The organism is Lysinibacillus sp. IITD104 (assembly GCF_036698265.2).
Classification (GTDB): Bacteria; Bacillota; Bacilli; order Bacillales_A; family Planococcaceae; genus Lysinibacillus; species Lysinibacillus boronitolerans.
In genome coordinates this window covers 1,533,696-1,552,406 of the sequence record NZ_JBAHYH020000001.1, presented here as the reverse complement: position 1 = coordinate 1,552,406, position 18,711 = coordinate 1,533,696, and the positions used below count along the sequence as shown (strand labels likewise).

General features: G+C 39.2%; 23 protein-coding genes. 2 read left to right on the top strand and 21 right to left on the bottom strand.

Annotated features, from left to right (window positions below):
- Window positions 1–10: 10 nt before the first annotated feature.
- From V1L66_RS07830 to V1L66_RS07770, 13 genes are all read right to left on the bottom strand, one after another.
- The gene (locus tag V1L66_RS07830) at window positions 11–2,287 is read right to left on the bottom strand and encodes a DNA internalization-related competence protein ComEC/Rec2 (protein WP_409072219.1); all 2,277 of its coding nucleotides are present in this window, start codon (window positions 2,285–2,287) and stop codon (window positions 11–13) included.
- 14 nt (window positions 2,288–2,301) lie between these two features.
- Window positions 2,302–2,871, bottom strand: a complete 570-nt coding sequence (locus V1L66_RS07825; protein ID WP_004226897.1) for a ComE operon protein 2 — start codon at window positions 2,869–2,871, stop codon at window positions 2,302–2,304.
- Between the two features lie 105 nt (window positions 2,872–2,976).
- Window positions 2,977–3,606 (bottom strand): helix-hairpin-helix domain-containing protein, encoded by a 630-nt coding sequence (locus V1L66_RS07820; RefSeq protein WP_312126011.1) that lies wholly within the window; start codon window positions 3,604–3,606, stop codon window positions 2,977–2,979.
- Window positions 3,607–3,723: 117 nt separating this feature from the next.
- Window positions 3,724–3,900, bottom strand: a complete 177-nt coding sequence (locus tag V1L66_RS07815) for a hypothetical protein (protein ID WP_409072218.1) — start codon at window positions 3,898–3,900, stop codon at window positions 3,724–3,726.
- A gap of 44 nt (window positions 3,901–3,944) precedes the next feature.
- Entirely contained in the window at window positions 3,945–4,682 is a 738-nt protein-coding gene (locus tag V1L66_RS07810) for a class I SAM-dependent methyltransferase (RefSeq protein ID WP_036076261.1), read from the bottom strand.
- On the bottom strand, window positions 4,683–5,027 hold the full coding sequence (rsfS, locus tag V1L66_RS07805) for a ribosome silencing factor (RefSeq protein ID WP_004226890.1): 345 nt from the start codon (window positions 5,025–5,027) through the stop codon (window positions 4,683–4,685).
- Entirely contained in the window at window positions 5,024–5,596 is a 573-nt protein-coding gene (gene yqeK, locus V1L66_RS07800) for a bis(5'-nucleosyl)-tetraphosphatase (symmetrical) YqeK (protein WP_312126016.1), read from the bottom strand. The genes rsfS and yqeK overlap by 4 nt, the downstream gene beginning before the upstream one ends.
- The gene (locus tag V1L66_RS07795; RefSeq protein ID WP_026023467.1) at window positions 5,565–6,155 is read right to left on the bottom strand and encodes a nicotinate-nucleotide adenylyltransferase; all 591 of its coding nucleotides are present in this window, start codon (window positions 6,153–6,155) and stop codon (window positions 5,565–5,567) included. Before V1L66_RS07795 ends, yqeK begins: the two co-directional genes overlap by 32 nt.
- Window positions 6,156–6,164: 9 nt before the next feature.
- The gene (yhbY, locus tag V1L66_RS07790) at window positions 6,165–6,467 is read right to left on the bottom strand and encodes a ribosome assembly RNA-binding protein YhbY (RefSeq protein ID WP_016994151.1); all 303 of its coding nucleotides are present in this window, start codon (window positions 6,465–6,467) and stop codon (window positions 6,165–6,167) included.
- Between the two features lie 5 nt (window positions 6,468–6,472).
- Window positions 6,473–7,303: a shikimate dehydrogenase gene (gene aroE / locus V1L66_RS07785; RefSeq protein ID WP_312126019.1), complete on the bottom strand. Its 831-nt coding sequence runs from the start codon at window positions 7,301–7,303 to the stop codon at window positions 6,473–6,475.
- A 32-nt stretch (window positions 7,304–7,335) separates the two neighbouring features.
- The gene (gene yqeH, locus V1L66_RS07780; RefSeq protein ID WP_004226877.1) at window positions 7,336–8,439 is read right to left on the bottom strand and encodes a ribosome biogenesis GTPase YqeH; all 1,104 of its coding nucleotides are present in this window, start codon (window positions 8,437–8,439) and stop codon (window positions 7,336–7,338) included.
- On the bottom strand, window positions 8,436–8,957 hold the full coding sequence (locus V1L66_RS07775; protein WP_016994153.1) for a YqeG family HAD IIIA-type phosphatase: 522 nt from the start codon (window positions 8,955–8,957) through the stop codon (window positions 8,436–8,438). Before V1L66_RS07775 ends, yqeH begins: the two co-directional genes overlap by 4 nt.
- A gap of 36 nt (window positions 8,958–8,993) precedes the next feature.
- Window positions 8,994–9,776 carry a phosphatidylserine decarboxylase gene (locus V1L66_RS07770; RefSeq protein ID WP_333004739.1) on the bottom strand — a complete coding sequence of 261 codons (783 nt, stop codon included), beginning with the start codon at window positions 9,774–9,776 and terminating at the stop codon, window positions 8,994–8,996.
- A 136-nt stretch (window positions 9,777–9,912) separates the two neighbouring features.
- On the opposite strand from V1L66_RS07770, the gene pssA reads away from it, so the two are divergent.
- Both pssA and sigK read left to right on the top strand, forming a co-directional pair.
- Entirely contained in the window at window positions 9,913–10,413 is a 501-nt protein-coding gene (gene pssA, locus V1L66_RS07765; protein WP_052125329.1) for a CDP-diacylglycerol--serine O-phosphatidyltransferase, read from the top strand.
- 86 nt (window positions 10,414–10,499) lie between these two features.
- The gene (gene sigK, locus V1L66_RS07760; protein ID WP_004226867.1) at window positions 10,500–11,207 is read left to right on the top strand and encodes an RNA polymerase sporulation sigma factor SigK; all 708 of its coding nucleotides are present in this window, start codon (window positions 10,500–10,502) and stop codon (window positions 11,205–11,207) included.
- Window positions 11,208–11,537: 330 nt separating this feature from the next.
- Here sigK and mtnN read toward each other — a convergent pair whose 3' ends face one another.
- The 8 genes from mtnN to mltG form a co-directional block, all read right to left on the bottom strand.
- Window positions 11,538–12,230: a 5'-methylthioadenosine/S-adenosylhomocysteine nucleosidase gene (mtnN, locus tag V1L66_RS07755; RefSeq protein ID WP_016994157.1), complete on the bottom strand. Its 693-nt coding sequence runs from the start codon at window positions 12,228–12,230 to the stop codon at window positions 11,538–11,540.
- Window positions 12,231–12,290: 60 nt separating this feature from the next.
- Window positions 12,291–12,950, bottom strand: a complete 660-nt coding sequence (locus tag V1L66_RS07750) for a YrrS family protein (RefSeq protein WP_048392147.1) — start codon at window positions 12,948–12,950, stop codon at window positions 12,291–12,293.
- A gap of 143 nt (window positions 12,951–13,093) precedes the next feature.
- A complete protein-coding gene (greA, locus tag V1L66_RS07745) occupies window positions 13,094–13,582 on the bottom strand; it encodes a transcription elongation factor GreA (protein WP_016994160.1) in 489 nt (162 codons plus the stop codon).
- A gap of 175 nt (window positions 13,583–13,757) precedes the next feature.
- Complete coding sequence (gene udk / locus V1L66_RS07740; protein ID WP_004226858.1) at window positions 13,758–14,396, bottom strand: uridine kinase; 639 nt, start codon at window positions 14,394–14,396, stop codon at window positions 13,758–13,760.
- Window positions 14,396–15,676 (bottom strand): U32 family peptidase, encoded by a 1,281-nt coding sequence (locus V1L66_RS07735; RefSeq protein WP_036076254.1) that lies wholly within the window; start codon window positions 15,674–15,676, stop codon window positions 14,396–14,398. The genes udk and V1L66_RS07735 overlap by 1 nt, the downstream gene beginning before the upstream one ends.
- A gap of 14 nt (window positions 15,677–15,690) precedes the next feature.
- Complete coding sequence (locus V1L66_RS07730; protein WP_333004747.1) at window positions 15,691–16,623, bottom strand: peptidase U32 family protein; 933 nt, start codon at window positions 16,621–16,623, stop codon at window positions 15,691–15,693.
- Between the two features lie 5 nt (window positions 16,624–16,628).
- Window positions 16,629–17,261 carry an O-methyltransferase gene (locus V1L66_RS07725; protein ID WP_258859814.1) on the bottom strand — a complete coding sequence of 211 codons (633 nt, stop codon included), beginning with the start codon at window positions 17,259–17,261 and terminating at the stop codon, window positions 16,629–16,631.
- 286 nt (window positions 17,262–17,547) lie between these two features.
- On the bottom strand, window positions 17,548–18,675 hold the full coding sequence (gene mltG, locus V1L66_RS07720; RefSeq protein WP_333004749.1) for an endolytic transglycosylase MltG: 1,128 nt from the start codon (window positions 18,673–18,675) through the stop codon (window positions 17,548–17,550).
- Between the last annotated feature and the right edge of the window lie 36 nt (window positions 18,676–18,711).

The following is an 18,711-nucleotide window of genomic DNA, read 5'->3' as shown; positions in this document are numbered from 1 at the left end:
AGGGCCTTGGTCATTGGACAAGGCTCTTTTCATTTATGTTAACAGACCAGCGATTATCACGAATACGTACTTCGATTGATCCATTCACCCCTGTTGTCCATGTCACTAAATGTCTACTGACAAAACGTTGTACTACTTCTTCATGTGGATGACCATAACGATTATGAAGACCTGCACTAAAAACGGTTAATTGGGGTTGCAGCAGCTCGACAAAGGCTTCTGAGCTCGATGTCTTACTCCCATGATGCCCCGCCTTCAGCAATGTGAGATTGGCCAATAAAGGTCCATAACGCTTGATCAGCTGTTGTTCGCCATATTGCTCCAGATCCCCTGTAAATAACGCTGTAAACCCCTTTTGCTGCATGTAGAGGACAAGAGAATCATCATTTCCCTCATAAAAGGTGTCATCAGGCCATAAGTAATAAAAATCTGTTTCCCCTACACGCCACGAGGTCCCCTTCATTTTTTCTTTAATAGGAATATGGCGCTTAGTTGCTTCTTGCCATAAATCATGCATTAAAGGCTCATTCAATGAGCCAGGTGTAACATGGATTTCCTTTATGTTTATTTCTTGTAATACTTCCTCTGCTCCCTCAATATGATCTGCGTCCGCATGCGAAGCAATAAAAATATCGATAGTTCGTATACCCTTGCCTTTTAAAAATGGCACGACAACTTGCTTCCCTACCTCATAAGGACTATCTGCTTTCTTCCATGATTCCTGCTCAAAGCGCAATACTCCACCTGCGTCTATAACATAAACAGCCCGTCTAAATGGCAATTCAATGACGATACTATCTCCTTGTCCTACATTTAAGAAGGTAATCTTTGTTTCGTTATACAACATGGGTGCCAAATGAGTCAAAATAGCAGGAATGACAAGGACCATCATAGCTTTCCTGAACCGTTTTATTTCCAAATAGTAGAAGCTTACTAAAACACTTAACATTGCAATGCAGCTCAGCCAAATAGATGGTTTACCTGGTGACCATAATTGCCAAGGGAGCTCTTGCATATTAAAGATTATTTCGGTCAGCCAATTACGCAGTGGTTCATAGCCTGCAAATAGGATGTTGGCAAGTGGTAAGGAAAGATAGGATAACACAAAGGCTACAATATTAAATGGTAATATAACAAAGGAAAACAGTGGAACAAAAACAATATTGACAAAAAACGAGGATAAAGATAATTCATAAAAATGATGGAGTAATAGTGGGTAAACGAGCAGTTGGCACACGTACGTGATAAAAAAAGAACGACCTAGCCAAGTTCTTGTCTGCTTAAAAATAATACCAGAATAAATAAGACTAACGGTTGCTAAATAGGATAGCTGGAAACCAATTTGGAAAATAACACCTGGTTCAAGCAAAACAAAGCCGATAAAGCTAATAGCTAACGCATCATCCATCGAAAGAACCCACTTAAAAAAGCGCAGTAGCAGCATCAACTCTACTACAGAAACAGCACGCCATACGGAAGGTGCTCCACCTGCAATGACTCCATAAACGGGTAAGAGGATCAATAGCACGACAGTAGCCATTTCCTTGCGAATTCTTATTCTAAGTAATCCTTCAAAAAAGAGCCAAGACATCAGCGCGACATGGAGCCCAGAAATCGCAAATAAATGGGTAATACCGAGCTTTTGATAGGCACGCTGCAGTTCATCCTCCATCTGATCTTGCACCCCTATTAGAAGTGCTTGAGCCTCTGCTACAAGCGATTTGGGAAAAGTCCTCTCTATATGTTTTTTCATATTATGTCTTACCTCGGCAAGAATCGTGAAGATGGTGGTTCGTTTTCCTACATAATGCCAATTCGTGATTTCTACAACGCCTGTTGCTCCTTTGCTTGTTAAATAGTTTGACATGGAAAAGGCATAAGCATGTGCAGATGGTGAGGGGGTCACAAGTTCACCTTTTGCCAAATATGTCATTCCTGTTAATGAGGTATTTTCATAAAAATTTTTCTCTTGTTCTGAAGAAAAGGTATAAACCACGTAAAGTTTTTCGCCATTTGTTGTTGTCGCAAACCCACGGAGTTTTTGCCCGTTTATTTTATAGTCATTTGACCAAGTTATAGGGAAGGTTGACGGTAATGGGGAAGGTTCCGTCAGATGATTGATAGAAAGGAAAAAATAAGTTAGTAGACCACTAGTTAGTACAAAAATTGCAAGGAAACGTGACTCACCTTTTATGATGAGCCACAGGGCTAGTAGCAGTAAAAAAATGAGTAGCCATACTGATTTGTATACCGCAATAGTAGCTATCAGTACAGCAAGAGCTATCATAATCCATCTATGCTTTAAAGCTTGATGCCAAATAATGCACTCACCTTCTGTTCATATGGGAGCAATTTTTCAGCAGATACCCCACTCTCGCGAAGCTCGTGCAGCATTTCTGTATACAAAGCTAGCTTGTCATCTCGTAAAAAATCGATTTTACGTTCATCAAAGGGTACATGAACAACTTCCACTCCAGCTTTTGCAAATAACTCCTGTGCATATGGATTATTTTTATAATCCGTTGCGTAATACACACGTTCTATGCCAGCTTGAATGATAGATTTTGTACATGGTAAACATGGGAAATGTGTTACATACAAATCAGCACCTTTTGTCGGTGTTCCATATTTAGCACATTGCAGTAAGGCATTCATTTCAGCATGCACGGTACGCACGCAATGATTATCAACCACATAGCACCCTTTTTCGATACAATGCTCGTCCCCAGTGATGGAACCGTTATAACCACCTGCAATAATACGTTTATCCCGCACAACAGTTGCTCCTACAGCTAGTCTTGTACATGTACTGCGTAATGCGAGTAAATGGCTTTGTGCCATAAAAAATTGATCCCAAGTAATTCGCTCCATATGACTACCTCCAAAAATTATCTAACAAATTAACTTTCTCTTGCTTTTCTACTATAGTGTAGCCCTTTTAGAAAAGGGGCGTCAATATACCATCGTGTTAAGGTATTACTTTACGGTAATCGCATCCTTTAGCTTCTCAAATGTTTTATCACCAATACCACTAACATTTTTTAAGTCTTCTATGGTTTGAAACTGCCCATTTTCCTCTCGATACGTCAGGATACTTTGAGCTTTGGAAGGACCGATTCCTGGCAATGTTGCTAACATTGCTTCATCAGCTTTATTGATATTAATCTTTTGCTCTTTATTATTACTTTCAGTAGGTAGCGTTAACAGAGAAGGGGCTCCTTCCTCTAGCTGTTCGCCTTTGATAGGAATATAGATCACCATTTCATCCTGTACCTTTTGGGCATGATTGATAAATTGTGTGTCAGCATTCTCTGTATAGCCACCAGCGAGCTGTACAACATCTTTTATACGTTGGTCTTGCTGAAGCTCATAAACGCCTGGATACATTACAGCACCCTTTATTTCCACAAATACCTGCTGCATAACCGCTTCCTCAGCAGATTCACTCAAATTTTTTTCTTCAATAGGTTGGATTGTTTCGATGAGCTCTTCTTGGGGAGGTGAAGAGTCAGAACTCGAAAAATAGAAGTAACAAAGTCCACTGACGACTAGTATGCTGGGGAATAACATACTTTTTTTGTACTTTTGCCATAAAGATTGTAGCACAGTACCATCCTTTCCTTATGAAAGATCATCATATGGAGTTACATATATCTTACACTATGGATGGGTTGTTGAAAATGATAAAAAAACATCAGAGTTTCAATTACCTGTTGAAGAGAGCTATCCACTTACTTTAGCGTTTCTATCCGCCTGTACAAGTGTTCTATCCGCTACTTTAGCGTTTCTATCCGCCTGTACAAGTGTTCTATCCGCTACTTTAGCGTTTCTATCCGCCTGTACAAGTGTTCTATCCGCCTGTACAAGTGTTCTATCCGCTACTTTAGCGTTTCTATCCATCAAAAAAGCCACACTGCCTCTTACACAGTGTAGCTCTCTTTTCTTTATTTCACCGCACGAATAAAAATGCGTTCACTTTCATCATCAGGTGCCTCATCCGAAAAGTCTGCTGTGATTTCCACATAACTAAAACCGATAGCACGTAACCAAGTCATATACTGCTCGATAGTGAAAGTACGTTGCACGTGCTCCTCATCAAAGCGTTCATATAATGCACTTGCGTCATCTCGTACATAAAAGGTCATTTGATGAATAACCGAATGCTCGAAGTCGGCAGGCTCCGTATGCCATACATAACTAATATCACCATCATCATATGTGAACGGACCATCTAAAAAAATCTCATTCATTTTAAATAAAGAGTGAACATCAAAAAACAGCTGTCCTCCATCACGCAACGCCGAATAGATACGTTCTAATGTCGTATAAACAGAATGCTCCTCTATCACATAATTCAAGGAATCAATTGTGATTGTGACAACATCGATTTCCTCAAAGCCATCTAGTTCGACCATAGACATACAGTATAATGGGGCATGATAGCCTGCACCAGCAAAGCGTTCTGCTGCAATGGACAGCATCTCTTCTGATAAATCAATTCCACTGACTTGATAGCCAGACTTTGCAAATAACAAGCTAAGTACACCAGTGCCACAACCAATATCTAAAAGTTTTGGGTATTGGCTGCTCGGTGCATGCTGTACAACCCAATCTATATAAAGATTGTAAGGAATATCCGTTTGCAGCTCATCATAGACATGAGCAAAGCGTTCGTAACTCACTTAGGCCTCTGGCATGTCTAGTTGCGGTGCATCGCCCCAAAGACGCTCTAAATTATAATAAGCACGCTCATCCTTATGGAATACATGTGCCACAACATCGCCTAGGTCAACTAGTACCCAACGTGCTCCATCGAATCCTTCGACACGGCGAATTTCATAGCCTTGTTGCTCAGCTACATCCTGTAATTCACGTGCAATGGCTTGCACTTGGCGATCTGAGTTACCATGAGCAATGATAAAATAATCTGCTAAAAGGGAAATTCCTTGCATATTTAAAACGACAATATCCTCACCATGTTTGTCGTCAATTGCTTTGTACGCTGCTTGTAATAAAGTTGAAGTCATCCTTCACTATCCTCTCTGTTCATCATATCGTTATAACATTCTATTGATAAAGGATAAATTGGCTGCTTGGTGTCAATTAAAAATGCCAAAGTATGGCGTACACATGCACTCATCGCCTTATCCAAATTTTTTTGTGCTTTTTTGCGCAGACGCTCCACACCATCAAATCGACGGTTCGGTTCAATCATATCTGCGACAAAAATAATTTTTTCTAAACGGCTCATACTAGCACGCCCAGTAGTATGGAAACGAATAGCATTCAACAGCTCTTCGTCTGTGATGCCAAACTCACTTTGTGCTATATATGCACCTACTGGACCATGTAGTAATTCACTACCCCATCCAATGAGTCTTTCATCTAAATTTTCATCACGAACGATATTCTCCATCCACTCAATATCAGCATATTTAGCAATATCATGGAGGATAGCTGCTGTTTCAGCTTTTTTTACGTCCTCGCCATACTTTTGAGCTAGGTTGATGGCCGTTTCCATCACTCCGACTGTATGAATAAAACGTTTTTCAGGCATTCTTGGCTTAATCGCCGCTAAATACTGTTCGCGTTCCATAAAGACCTTCCTCTCGTATGAACGTCTCTACCGCTTCTGGTAGTAGAAATGTCACCGTTCCTCCTGTAGCCAGGCGTTCACGAATCAGTGTGGACGATAAATCGATTTGGGGTATTTCCACCATACTTATAGGGTACTCTGTTGCCGCGGCTGTCCCTGGACGCTTTACTCCGACAAACTGAACAAGCTTCACTAAATCATCTATACAATGCCATGTATGTAGCGAATCAATCATATCGCCACCGATGATAAAGTAAAATTTCACATTCGGCTCTCTTCTACACAATGCAGAAAGTGTCTCATAGGAATAGGATACGCCACCCTTCTCCAGCTCATACGACTCTACTGAAAAATAAGGAAATGGGCGAATCGCACGTTTTACCATTTCAAGCCGTTCAACACTACTAGCATCAAAACGTGCATGCTTATGTGGTGGGATGGCATTAGGCATAAAGCGGATTTCATCAAGTTCTAGCGCATGAAATACTTCATTTGCTATCAAAAGATGACCCATATGTGGTGGGTTAAATGTACCTCCTAGTAAACCGACCCTTTTCATCGTCTCACCTTATTTCGCTACTTTTGGTAATACAATCTTTTTATGATTGCGGGACTCTTTATATAAAACAACTGTCAGACCGATTAATTGGACAAGCTCCGCATGAGCGCCTGTTGCTAATGCTTCAGCGACTTCATGTTTATCTTCTTCACAGTTATCTAAAATACGTACTTTTATCAATTCACGTACTTCTAATGCCTCACGAATTTGCTTTGTCATTTCATCATTAACGCCACCTTTTCCTACTTGGAAAATAGGTGTTAAATGGTGTGCTTCTGCACGTAAAAAACGTTTCTGTTTACCTGTTAACATAAAAATTAGTTTCCTCCTAATTGCGCCTTCAGTTGCGCAATCATTGAATTTGTATTTGGATAGTTTCCTAACCAGTGTTCAAAAGCGATGGCTCCTTGATGGACAAACATTCCTAAGCCAGTAACAATCGTTGCTCCTTTTTCTTCAGCCGCTTGTAAAAAAGGCGTCATTAATGGATTATACACAATATCCGCAACAATTGCTCCTTTCATCAGCCGATCTAATGAAAATGGCATTGAAAAATTGCCCGTGGAAAGGCCAGCTGATGTCATTTGCACAATAATGCTGAAATCAGCTAGCGTCTCTTCCGCTTGTTGTAAAGAAATGGCATGTCCCATACCCATTTCATCAATAATCTTTTGTGCATTCATCACCGTACGATTGGCAATGGTTACATGACAATAGCCTTGTTGCTGCATAGCAAAGGCAATGCCACGAGCTGCTCCACCAGCACCAACAAGTAATACAGGCTTGTCTTTATGAGATACCCCAACGGCTTCTTCGAGTGATCGAACAAATCCAATACCATCTGTATTATAGCCTTTCAGCTTTCCTTCTGTTGTTCGTACGACGGTATTCACTGCGCCCATTTTTTGTGCCAGCTCATCTAGCTCGTCTAGATATGGAATGATTGCTGTTTTATGAGGAATTGTCACGTTCCAGCCACTTGCCCCTAACGTCTTCAAGCCAGCAACAGCTGACTCTAATTGATTAGGCTTTACATGTAAAGGAATATATGTCGCATCAATTGACATGTCCTCGAACCAAGCATTGTGCATGGCAGGTGATTTTGAATGTTCAATTGGATCACCCATAACTGCAAACCACTTCTTCATGTTCTAGTCCCTCTCTCTACTATGTCCTCCATTTAGATTAGCGAAGGACGAATTGAAACTTGTACACCTTTTGGTGCGTAAGCTGCTACTACTACATTCGCATGCTGAACGGTAATCCAGCCTAGCCCAGAAAATACAACATCTGTTTTCGCTTCTTTGATGGAAAATTCATGACGAACCAATGGTGGCAACTGGTCGATAAAGTCCGCAGTTGGTGGCGCCAATAATTCCCCCTTATGCTCTTCATATAACGCATCTGCCTTCTCAAGCTTTGTACGATGAATTGGTAAATCATTTGCCACATGGATTGTAAAGGCAGAACGGTCTCCCTGAATAAAATCAAATCTTGCCAATGCACCAATAAATAAGGTTTGCCCAGCATTTTGTTGGTAGACTTTCGGCTTAATTTCTTTTTTCGGCATAATATATTTTAATTCACTGGAATCAATGTGATGTGCCATTTGATGATGATTAATAATACCTGGCGTATCATATAATGCACTACCATCATCCAATGGAATATCAATCATGTCTAAAGTCGTACCTGGGAAGTGCGAGGTTGTAATCACTTCACCCTCACCTGTTGCCTGCTTAATAATCCTGTTAATGAACGTGGATTTCCCAACATTTGTACAGCCAACAACATATACATTTTGTCCTTTACGATACTCATCGATGGCTTCCATTGCTTCTGCCATCCCTTTGCCTTTATGGGCACTGACTAGTAGGACATCGACAGGCTGTAGCCCAAGAGCCTTTGCTTCTCGTTTCAGCCAGTTAATAACTTTTTTCGGTTTCACTGACTTTGGTAATAAATCTGCTTTGTTCGCAATCAATAGGACAGGATTTTTTCCTACAAAACGGTGAAGCCCTGGTAGCCAACTGCCATTAAAATCAAATATATCAACAATTTTTACGATTAAGCCTTGCTGTGTGCCAAGACCATTTAAAATACGTAAAAAATCGTCATCTGTTAATGATACTGGTTGAATTTCATTGTAATTTTTCAAACGGAAGCAACGCTGGCAAATGACTACATCCTTTTCTAATGATGATGGGGGTGCATACCCAACTGCTGTTTTATCTTCTGTTTGAATTGTTGTACCACAGCCAATACAATTTGGCATTTCAATCATTCTTGTTCCTCCCAAGTTATAATTCCTTTTCGTTTCAAATCATTAAATACGCGACGTTCAATGAAACGATTCAATTTTGTTACAAGCCCGTCTGATTGTGCAACAGGCTTCACGAGCACCGTGTGTAAGCCTAAGCGGTTTGCTCCCATTACATCCGTAAGGAGTTGATCTCCTACCATTACTACTTCATTTGGACGCAGGCCTAGTTGAATCAGCGCATTATAAAAAGCATTACGAAGTGGCTTTTTCGCCTTGTGAATATAAGGGATACCTAATGGTTCAGCAAAATGCTTTACACGAGCTTCCTTGTTATTTGACGCAATAATAACACGAATACCTGATTCTTTCATAATGCGCAACCAAATGATTAGCTCTTCTGTTGCATCTGGACGATCCCATTCAACAAGCGTATTATCTAAATCCGTAATGATTCCTCTAATCCCTAATTCCTGTAACTTTTCTGGCGTAATTTCAAAAATATTCGTCACAAATTCGTTCGGTAATAAAAAATTATACAAAATAGCGACCCCTAATCTTAACGTATTATTCGACCATTATAGCATATTTGCAAAGGCTTCACCCATTCGAATTGGGCTTCCTTTTACAACATTATCCGTAAATTTAATGGTATCTTTTTCAAATAGCATCACAACAGTGGAACCAAATGAGAAATAACCAACTTCCTGCCCCTTACGCCATTTCGTTGTTGTATTTGTGAGTACAATTGAATTCACAAAGGTCGCACCCACTTTAATAAAGGCAACATGCTGATTATTAGCTGCTTTCAGCTCAGTCACTAAACGATAATTATGAGAAATTGGTTTTTTACCGTATGTAAGACCTAGCTGATTCACAGGATAAGATTTCTGACCAAGTGTATATTGGCGTAAAACTTCTCCATCTATCGGGCTATGGATACGATGATAATCAGCCGGACTTAAATAAAAAACGATAAAATGTCCGTCTGCATATTGTGCAGCTCGTTCTGTATTGCCGAGTAAATCTTGTAATGCATAAGGCTTACCCTTCACAAGAAATGTCATATCCCATTCAATACGACCAAAGGATTCTATTTTAGCATCCACAGGGCTTGCATATACAGTTGGATTTTTTTCAATAGGTCGAGCCTCTTCAATAAGTTCTCTTGTAAAAAAATCATGTAAACACGAAAATTGTTGTTGTTTTTTTGAAACTTCTTCAAGGTTAATATCGTATAACTTCATGTAGCTTGGAATTATACGTTTACTCCACTTCGCTTTTGCAATTGCTTGCAAAAGATTGGAAGATTGCTTTCCATTCGTTAGTTCTATCAAGCGTTGATATAGTTTTTCTTTCATACAGTAAAACCCCTATCCATTAATTTAGACTGTCAATTTTTTCGCATTCGAAGTATAATGGTACAATATCTTAAGTGCAAAGGAGTGATCCCCCTTGTTTTTTTATCACAAGTTGGTGGATACCACGGTTAAGAAAATGAAATCGCACGCAGCTAACTTCATAACAATTAGTAATATGTCCTTTGGAGGCGCGGCTATTATGGCCACTCTACATGAATACTATAGCTATAGTGTCTTGTTTATCTTTATAGCAGCTCTTCTTGATCGCTACGATGGTAAGGTAGCGAGAGCGCTCGGACAAGTGTCTGAATTAGGTAAACAATTAGATTCTATGAGTGATATTATATCATTTGGCGTGGCGCCTGCATTATTAATGTATGAAGTTGTTCTAGTTGATTTTGGTTTTGTCGGCATGATGATGGCCGTATTATTTATCGTCTGTGGCGCGATGCGTTTAGCTCGCTTCAATATTAGCGAAGCGAACGGTTATTTCACAGGTTTACCAATTACAGCCGCAGGTACGTTCTTAACTTTAACGTATTTCGCAGCTTATACGTTCCATCCGGCATTTTATCTTTTCCTTTTCCCCATTTTAGCTTTTCTCATGATTAGTACATTTACGTTAAAAAAAGTGTAACAGCACATTTGCTGTTGCACTTTTTTCATTTCCCACGGCTTTTAAACATATACTGTCGAAAAATGGGGAAAGGATGAAATCATTCAATGAGCGGAATTTTTACATCGATGTTGCAGTTATGGCTTGAAATCCCTGCGTTGCTTGGCTATTTAAAGGGGCAAACATTCCATAAACCCTTTTCAAAAGAAGAGGAAGCTGCTTGTATTGAACGATTTTTAGGTGGCGATGAGCAGGCGCGTCTTGATCTAATAGAACGTAATATGAGGCTTGTCGCACATGTCGTTAAAAAATTCCATCCAAAACATGAGCAACTCGATGATTATATTTCTATTGGAACAATTGGACTAATGAAAGCCGTTGAGAGCTATACCCCTGATAAAAAAACTAGACTTGCCACATATGCAGCTCGTTGCATTGAAAATGAGATTTTAATGCATCTACGCACCCAAAAGAAAGTGCAAAAAGACGTTTCGCTATTTGAGCCGATTGGAACTGATAAAGATGGGAACGCACTGCAAATTCGCGATTTACTTCAGTGTGATGAAGAAAGTGCCACAGAGAAGCTAGAGCATAAAGAGCATGTAGCACAACTATACCACTATTTGCATATGCTCGATGAACGTGAGCTCGAAATTGTGACACTCCGTTATGGATTAAATCAACAGGATGCACTTACGCAAAAGGAAATTGCAGCACGCTTAAATATTTCACGTAGCTATGTATCTCGCATTGAAAAACGGGCACTTATTAAACTCTATCAACTATATAAACGAGACCAAAAAACTATTGAATAATATATTGTAAAATGGTTATGAAAAAAATTCAATCCTTCAATGACGGAAGAATATGCCTATTTCATGGCATATAAAAAGCTCCCCTGCGACATGACTATGTCGCAAAGGAGCTTTCCCGTCATACTAGTGTGCTGATTCAGAGAGTTCTGCTGAAATCAACGTACCTATTAAAGTTGTAATAATCACTACACCTGCTGTTAAAAATAACATCATGAATGCCTCCCATTCTATTATGAAGAGATTTATTAATGTCAGTGTAGCATTTGTTTTTTGTATCAACTGTGATTTTTCTCACAGAATAAACCACACATTTTGACCATTCTGTGTAGTTTATAGTGAGGAAATTGCTTTTAATACGACTTGTGTCGAATGTTTTGCAGCAACTGGTAAAAATTCATCAAAGCTAATATTCGATTCTTTACCTGCAATATCTGATAATGCACGAATGACTACAAAAGGTGTAGCAAATTGATAACAAACTTGTGCAACTGCAGCCGCTTCCATCTCTACAGCTTTCATTTGAGGGAAATGGCGACGAACAGCCTCTACACGTTCAGGATCATTCATAAAAGCATCCCCAGAGCAAATTAAACCAACGCCATACTGGTGCTCTCCAACTGCCTTTACAGCCTCCTCAGCTACCTTCATCAATTTCTCATCTGATTTATATGCTGCTGGCATACCAGCCATTTGTCCAATTTCATAGCCAAAGATTGTGACATCCACATCGTGGTGACGAACTTCATCAGAAATAACGACAGCGCCTACCTCAAGAGCTTCATCATATCCACCTGCAGAGCCTGTATTAATGACAACATCTGGTTTAAACTCATGTAAAAGAATTGTCGTAGACATAGCAGCATTTACTTTACCAATACCGCTTTTTAATAATACGACTTCCTTGCCTTCAAAAGTTCCTGTTGTATACTCACTACCTGCAATCGTTGTGCTGTGTGCATCGTCTAATGCTGCTCTTAGAAGCTCCACTTCCTCTTCCATTGCGCCAATTACTGCAATTTTCATGTACTGTTACTTCCCTTCTTTTATCAACTCTATTAAAAATAATCAAAAGAGTGATTTTCGTCAATAGGCGCCTTCTAATGTATTTAGTTGCTCTAGCTTCACAGGCTTCCACCCTTCATTATCAACCCATTCCATGCTTACACGATACATTTGAGATTTATCATTGGTCGAAACAGTTGCAATGGATGAATTAGGACCACCATTATTTTGCATACGCCAGATGATCATATTGCTTTGGTCAATACCTGTCACAGTAGATACTGTTGCTACTTTCTCAGCCCAGTCTACAGACGTGTCGTCATATGAAGACACATGCTGACCTGTTTGAGTTGTAGGTGTTGGTTGCCAATTTTTATTCGTGATGACCTTCTCAACAATTGGATTATCTGATGCTGATTCTTCTGCTGTGCCTTGTTCTTCCTGGGATGTCTCAGGTTCTGATTCTTCTTCTGAAGGTTTATCTTCTTCTACAGCAAGATCTTCTTTTTCTTCATCCGTCGGTTCTTTTTCTACTTCTTTTTCATCATCACCGCTCTGTTCTTCTTGAACGGGTTCCTCTTTCACTGCTTGATCTGCATCATCTTGCCATTTAAACACATAGGTTGCTGTGATAATAATGAGTACAACCACAACACCAATTAGAACATTCAATAGTTTATCTAGCTTTTTATTACGAGATGGCTGCAAATGACGACCACTTCGAGTTTGTCGTTCACTCATAATGTCTCCCCCTCTCTAGGCAATATTCTATCAAGTTCGACAGCACTTGCAAAATAATTCTACTCACTATTTTACTACATAGTTATCACGCTAAAAATGGTACAAGCAGTCAGCCAAAGGCTAACTGCTTGTACATATACATATTATTTAATTGAGACAATTTTCACTTTCATTTCGCCGCCAGGTGTTTGAACGACAACCTCTTCACCTTCAGCACGACCAAGTAGACCTTTTGCAATTGGTGATTCATTCGAAATACGGAATTCCATAGGATCTGCCTCAGCAGAACCAACAATTGTATAAGATTCTTCATCTGTTGATGGCTTACCATTGATGATTTCTACGAATGTAACCGTTTTCCCTAGTGATACTACACTGTTATCTGTCTCGTCTTCAGAAATAATCACTGCATTGCGAATCATTGATTTTAATGTTGAAATACGACCTTCTAAAAAGGCTTGTTCTTCTTTAGCAGAATCGTACTCAGCGTTTTCAGAAAGATCTCCAAAATCACGTGCTATTTTAATGCGTTCAACGATTTCTTTTCGTGTTTCAGTTTCTAATTTTACTAATTCTTCTTCTAATTTACGTTTTCCCTCAGCTGTCATAGGGTATTGTTTTTCATTTGCCAAAGTCCTTCACTCCTTGTTTCTTCAATATAAAAACATAAAACTCGACTAAATGCACGGAAGATGCATTTAATCGAATTTTATTATTTTTAAACGTTTTCAAATTACGCTTTGACCTAATAGTATGCATGCTTTTTCAAAATATGCATGTAAATATTGTCAATACCACTCTATCTTATTACAATACGTTGTCGGTTTCAAGAATAGTTTTAATTTTCGTTACCATTAAATCAATCGCCACCTCATTATCCCCACCTTCAGGAATAATGATATCAGCATAACGTTTTGTTGGTTCAATAAATAAATTATGCATCGGTCGAACCGCTGATAAATACTGCTCAATCACCGAATCCGTTGTACGTCCACGCTCTTTAATATCACGCATAATACGGCGAATAATACGTAAATCTGAATCTGTATCCACAAATAATTTAATATCCATTAAATCACGTAAATCAGCATCCTCAAGGACTAGAATACCTTCTAGTATAATAACATCTACTGGTTCAACATGTATAACTTCTTCTGCCCTTGTATGCTGGACGTAATCATACACAGGTTTTTCAATTGGTTGACGCACTAGCAACTTTTTTATGTGCTCAATTAATAAATCATTATCGAAAGCTAACGGATGATCGTAGTTAGTTCCTAAGCGTTCTTCAAATGTTAAATGACTTTGATCCTTATAATAAAAATCTTGTTCAATTACCACAACAGAATGCTCACGGAAAACATCATAAATGGCGCGCGTCACGCTCGTTTTTCCCGAGCATGAGCCACCCGCGATTCCGATGACAACAGGGCGCTTCACTGCCATTAGTTATTCTCCTTTCGCATCATGTTATGCGGCTTCAATGGTGTATCACATTTAAATTTAACAATTTGTAATGGATGACGGGCTGCATCTAGGCTATTGCCATCCTCGTCCCAAATTTCGCCCATTGTTATACGGAAATTTTCAATTTCAGGACCAAAGAATTCTACTTCGTCTCCAGGTTTAAAATAATTACGCTGTTGCATTGTCACTATTTTTGTCTCTGGATCATGATCTAAAATAAGACCAGCAAATTCATAGGTTGTTTTACGACCATGCACACCAAACATTTGCTCCTCAAAGCCAGGTGCATCATGGAAGAATGCTTCAGCCGTATCACGGTTGGCACATTTGTCTAATTCCTCTAGCCACTCACGTTTAATTTTAAAGTTATCAGGATCTGCGCAATAAGCATCAATCACTTTACGGTACACAGTAACGACTGTCGCTACATAGTGAATGGATTTCATACGACCTTCAATTTTTAACGAGTCGATACCTAGCTCAATCATATGAGGAATTGCTTCAATTAATTTTAAATCTTTTGGACTCATTGCAAATGGCGCATGGCTATCATCGAAAAGTGCTTTTTCTTCACCATCTTCTAATTCATATAGATCATAGTCCCAGCGGCATGATTGGCAGCATCCCCCACGGTTTGAGTCACGAGCTGTCATATGATTAGAAAGAACGCAACGCCCAGAGTAGGCAATACACATTGCACCATGAACGAAGGCCTCAATTTCAATGTCGACCTTTTCCTTCATCAGCTTCATTTCTTCTCCGCCTACTTCACGTGCTAAAACGACACGATGTAAGCCTTCTTCTTTCCAGTACTGCACGGCCTTCCAGTTGGACAGTGACTGCTGTGTGGAAAGGTGAATTTCAAGCTTAGGTGCAACTGTGCGACATGTTTCAATAATGAGCGGGTCTGCTACAATAATACCAGTTACCCCGACTGATTCAATGTCCTTTAAGTAACGCTCTAAACCATCCATATTTTCATTGTGGGCAAAAATATTAGTCGTTACATATATTTTCGCACCATATCGATTGGCAAATTCTACACCTTCACGCATTTCTTCAATTGAAAAGTTATCCGCATTCGAACGTAGACCAAACTCTCGCCCACCGATAAATACAGCATCTGCTCCGTAATGGACAGCTACTTTTAATTTCTCTAAACTACCTGCTGGGGCAAGTAGCTCTGGTTTTTTAGTAATGACACGTTTACCGTCGACAATCTCACGGATTTTGTCATTTTGCTCTAACGCTAATGCCATGTTATTGCCCCCTCCTAGTAAACTGTTTCCTTGAAGATAAAGCCTGTATCTAATGGTCGAATGGCTGGTTGAATATCTTCAATTTTTGCTAATAAATCATCTTTTATCTCTTCATATGCTTCTTCTGACTCGTCAAAATACGTATCGATTGCTTTTCGGTAAGCTTCAGTTACCTCTACTACATAGTCGGGCGTTTGAAGTACCCCTTCAATTTTCAGCGCATCGATGCCACCCTCAAATAATTCGCCAAGCTCATCAATAATACACATATCATTTGGACTAAAAATATGTGTACCATTTACATCTTCGTATATTGGATATTTATTATTCCGTTCATCATCATGTAGGAACATATTACGATTTTCTTGACGATTTTCAATAGCCATTACTTTGTCTTGATATAAGAAATAATGGCCGAGTAATGGACGCTTTGATTGGAACATACATGTCATCCCATGTACCTGTACTTCAATCTCCATCTCAGTATTTTCTTTAATTTCTAATACTTCATCAAGAGAAAGTTCACGTGCTAACACGGCACGCGTTGCACCACGTTTCCCCCAGTAATTAGCGGTAAACCAGTTTGTGGCTGTCGTTTCTGGATTCCAATGTAACGGAATTGTGACACCTTGCTCTCGGCGAATAATAAGTACCGCTGGATCACCATAAATTAAACGGTCCACTCCGATACGTTGCATTTCTTTTAAATAATCAGCAAGTGCCTCTAGTTTCTCATTATGGAAAAGTGCATTGACTGCAACATACACCTTTTTACCCGCTTCGTGAATAAGCTTCGTCGCTTCTTCAACTTCCTCAACTGAGAACTCTCCTGCTAGACGTAGACCAAATTGTTGTTCACCAATAACAAAAGCATCTGCTCCAGCTGCTAAAAGTGCTTTTATATGTTCTAATGATTGTGGTGTCACAAGCAATTCTGGTTTTTTCATAGTAGTCACCTCTTCAAACATAGTAATAAACCGTCACCGACTGGTAAAAAAGCACTCGTATAATCTGGGTGCTGCATAATCCAATCCGTGAAGTTTTTTAAATTGCGAATCATTGTACGCTTACGACGTGGAACATCCTTCAACTCTAAATCAGACAAACCATGCATGTACATATTATCGATATATAATACCCCACCTGATTTTACTAAAGGCGCGTATTTTTCAAAAAAGCGTTGGTATTGTCCCTTCGCAGCATCAATAAAGACAGCATCGAATGTTGTGTTAATAGCCTCGTCATCCACTTCTAAAGCGTCACCCGCAATGACCGTAATTCGATCTGATACAGTCGAACGTTTAATATAGGCTTTTGCCCTTGCTACACGATCTTGATCACGTTCAATTGTAACAATTTGGACATTAGGCAATGCCTCAGCCATACGAATAGCAGAGTAACCGATTGCCGTACCTATCTCTAAAATTTTTGACGGATTTTGAATACGCAACAGCTGATTTAATGCATCTATACCTGCTAGTTGCATGATCGGTACATGATTCTCCTCCGCATATGCTTCCATTTCTAAAAGCAATTCATTACGTGGCTGTATAAATGATTGTATATATGCATCTGATAATTCCATTGTTTCCACCCTCATTTAAAAGGCAACGAGCGTTTGTCGTTGTCTGTACTTCATCATTTATCAACAAAAAGAAAAAGACCAAACGTGATGTCTTGGTACTTTGCCATACAAAAATGAGCAATTGCTTCGATATGCTCAAACAATTGCCACCACGCATATTTGTCCCGCATAAATGAACGGATTGATCAAAAATCACACTTTATAATAGCATGAAAATAGAAGGAAAGCTATTTTTCTTTCCTTCTATCCATCTGTTTGCTATATGATTTTTGTTCTTCCTATACGTTTATTCTTCTTTTCGTAAATATTTCTCTACCTTCTGCAAATGCTCATCATAGGTTTTTGAGAAGTGGTTGACACCCTCTTTATCTGCTAGGAAGTAGAAATAATCTGTTTGACTTGGATTTAATGATGCCTCAATCGAAGTTTTACCTGCCCCCGCTATTGGACCAGGTGGTAGACCTTTATTTTTGTAAGTGTTATAGGCATTATCCACTTCTAAATCTTCATATAGAACACGATCCTTGTGATCACCCAGTGCATAGAGCACGGTTGGGTCTGTTTGGAGTGGCATCCCTTCATTGATTCGATTATAGAAGACACTTGCAATAGTCTCTCGATCCGTTTGAGCAGTCGCTTCTTCTTCCAATAATGAAGCAAATGTTAACAGCTGATGTACGGACATTTGTTTTTCAGCTAAAACATCACTATAGTTCTTCACCACATTGTTCATGGCTGCTACCATCTCTTCTACAATCGCTTGTAAAGATGGTTTTTCTTCATAATAAGAATACGTAGCTGGATATAAATAGCCCTCTAAGTCATAGCGAATGTTGTCAGCTAAAACAGCCTCTGTAACTAGCTTAGGATAATTAGCCATCATTTGTTGAACAAATGTGTCACTCGTCACAAGATCCATAAATTCTTTTTGTGTGTACGGTGTTTTCTTTTCAATCACTTTCCCAATTTGTTCAAGTGTTAAGCCTTCTGGGACTGTCATCGTAAAGACAGGCTTACGATATACCTTCCCTGTTTTCAAGCTTTCAATGAGTTCATCAAATGTCATTGCCTGTGTTAAATCATAATTCCCCGCTTGAAATTGTGATTCATTTTTAAATTTTGCATAGTATTTAAAAACACGTGCATCTTTTATGACACCTTTTTTCTCTAGTAGTGTTGAAATGGAGGACAAACTAGAGCCAATTGGTACTTCTACCGCAATTGTTTTCGTTGCATTAGGGTCCAGTGGTTTTAAAGCACCTTTTACATAATTGTACCCAAATAAACCAACAACTCCAATTATTAGTACGAAAACAATGGCAATAATTGCGACGATTTTTCTCACGATCTTTACCTCAGATTTTCTTTCTTGCATTTTTGAAAACATTTCTTGTTTTTTAGAACCGTTATCCACGGGTTTCCCCCCTATCACTATTCAATATCATACTAG

Bases quoted from the DNA above. Each gene is read 5' to 3' on its own strand.
- V1L66_RS07830 (WP_409072219.1), bottom strand. From the start codon at position 2,287: ATGATAGCTCTTGCTGTACTGATAGCTACTATTGCGGTATACAAATCA.
- sigK (WP_004226867.1), top strand. From the start codon at position 10,500: ATGAGCGGAATTTTTACATCGATGTTGCAGTTATGGCTTGAAATCCCT.
- yqeK (WP_312126016.1), bottom strand. From the start codon at position 5,596: ATGGAACGCGAACAGTATTTAGCGGCGATTAAGCCAAGAATGCCTGAA.
- yhbY (WP_016994151.1), bottom strand. From the start codon at position 6,467: ATGTTAACAGGTAAACAGAAACGTTTTTTACGTGCAGAAGCACACCAT.
- aroE (WP_312126019.1), bottom strand. From the start codon at position 7,303: ATGAAGAAGTGGTTTGCAGTTATGGGTGATCCAATTGAACATTCAAAA.
- V1L66_RS07815 (WP_409072218.1), bottom strand. From the start codon at position 3,900: ATGGATAGAAACGCTAAAGTAGCGGATAGAACACTTGTACAGGCGGAT.
- V1L66_RS07730 (WP_333004747.1), bottom strand. From the start codon at position 16,623: ATGAAAAAACCAGAATTGCTTGTGACACCACAATCATTAGAACATATA.
- V1L66_RS07770 (WP_333004739.1), bottom strand. From the start codon at position 9,776: ATGAAAGAAAAACTATATCAACGCTTGATAGAACTAACGAATGGAAAG.
- V1L66_RS07825 (WP_004226897.1), bottom strand. From the start codon at position 2,871: ATGGAGCGAATTACTTGGGATCAATTTTTTATGGCACAAAGCCATTTA.
- yqeH (WP_004226877.1), bottom strand. From the start codon at position 8,439: ATGATTGAAATGCCAAATTGTATTGGCTGTGGTACAACAATTCAAACA.
- V1L66_RS07725 (WP_258859814.1), bottom strand. From the start codon at position 17,261: ATGGAATTATCAGATGCATATATACAATCATTTATACAGCCACGTAAT.
- udk (WP_004226858.1), bottom strand. From the start codon at position 14,396: ATGGCAGTGAAGCGCCCTGTTGTCATCGGAATCGCGGGTGGCTCATGC.
- pssA (WP_052125329.1), top strand. From the start codon at position 9,913: ATGAAATCGCACGCAGCTAACTTCATAACAATTAGTAATATGTCCTTT.
- V1L66_RS07750 (WP_048392147.1), bottom strand. From the start codon at position 12,950: ATGAGTGAACGACAAACTCGAAGTGGTCGTCATTTGCAGCCATCTCGT.
- mtnN (WP_016994157.1), bottom strand. From the start codon at position 12,230: ATGAAAATTGCAGTAATTGGCGCAATGGAAGAGGAAGTGGAGCTTCTA.
- rsfS (WP_004226890.1), bottom strand. From the start codon at position 5,027: ATGACTTCAACTTTATTACAAGCAGCGTACAAAGCAATTGACGACAAA.
- V1L66_RS07795 (WP_026023467.1), bottom strand. From the start codon at position 6,155: ATGAAAAGGGTCGGTTTACTAGGAGGTACATTTAACCCACCACATATG.
- V1L66_RS07735 (WP_036076254.1), bottom strand. From the start codon at position 15,676: ATGGCATTAGCGTTAGAGCAAAATGACAAAATCCGTGAGATTGTCGAC.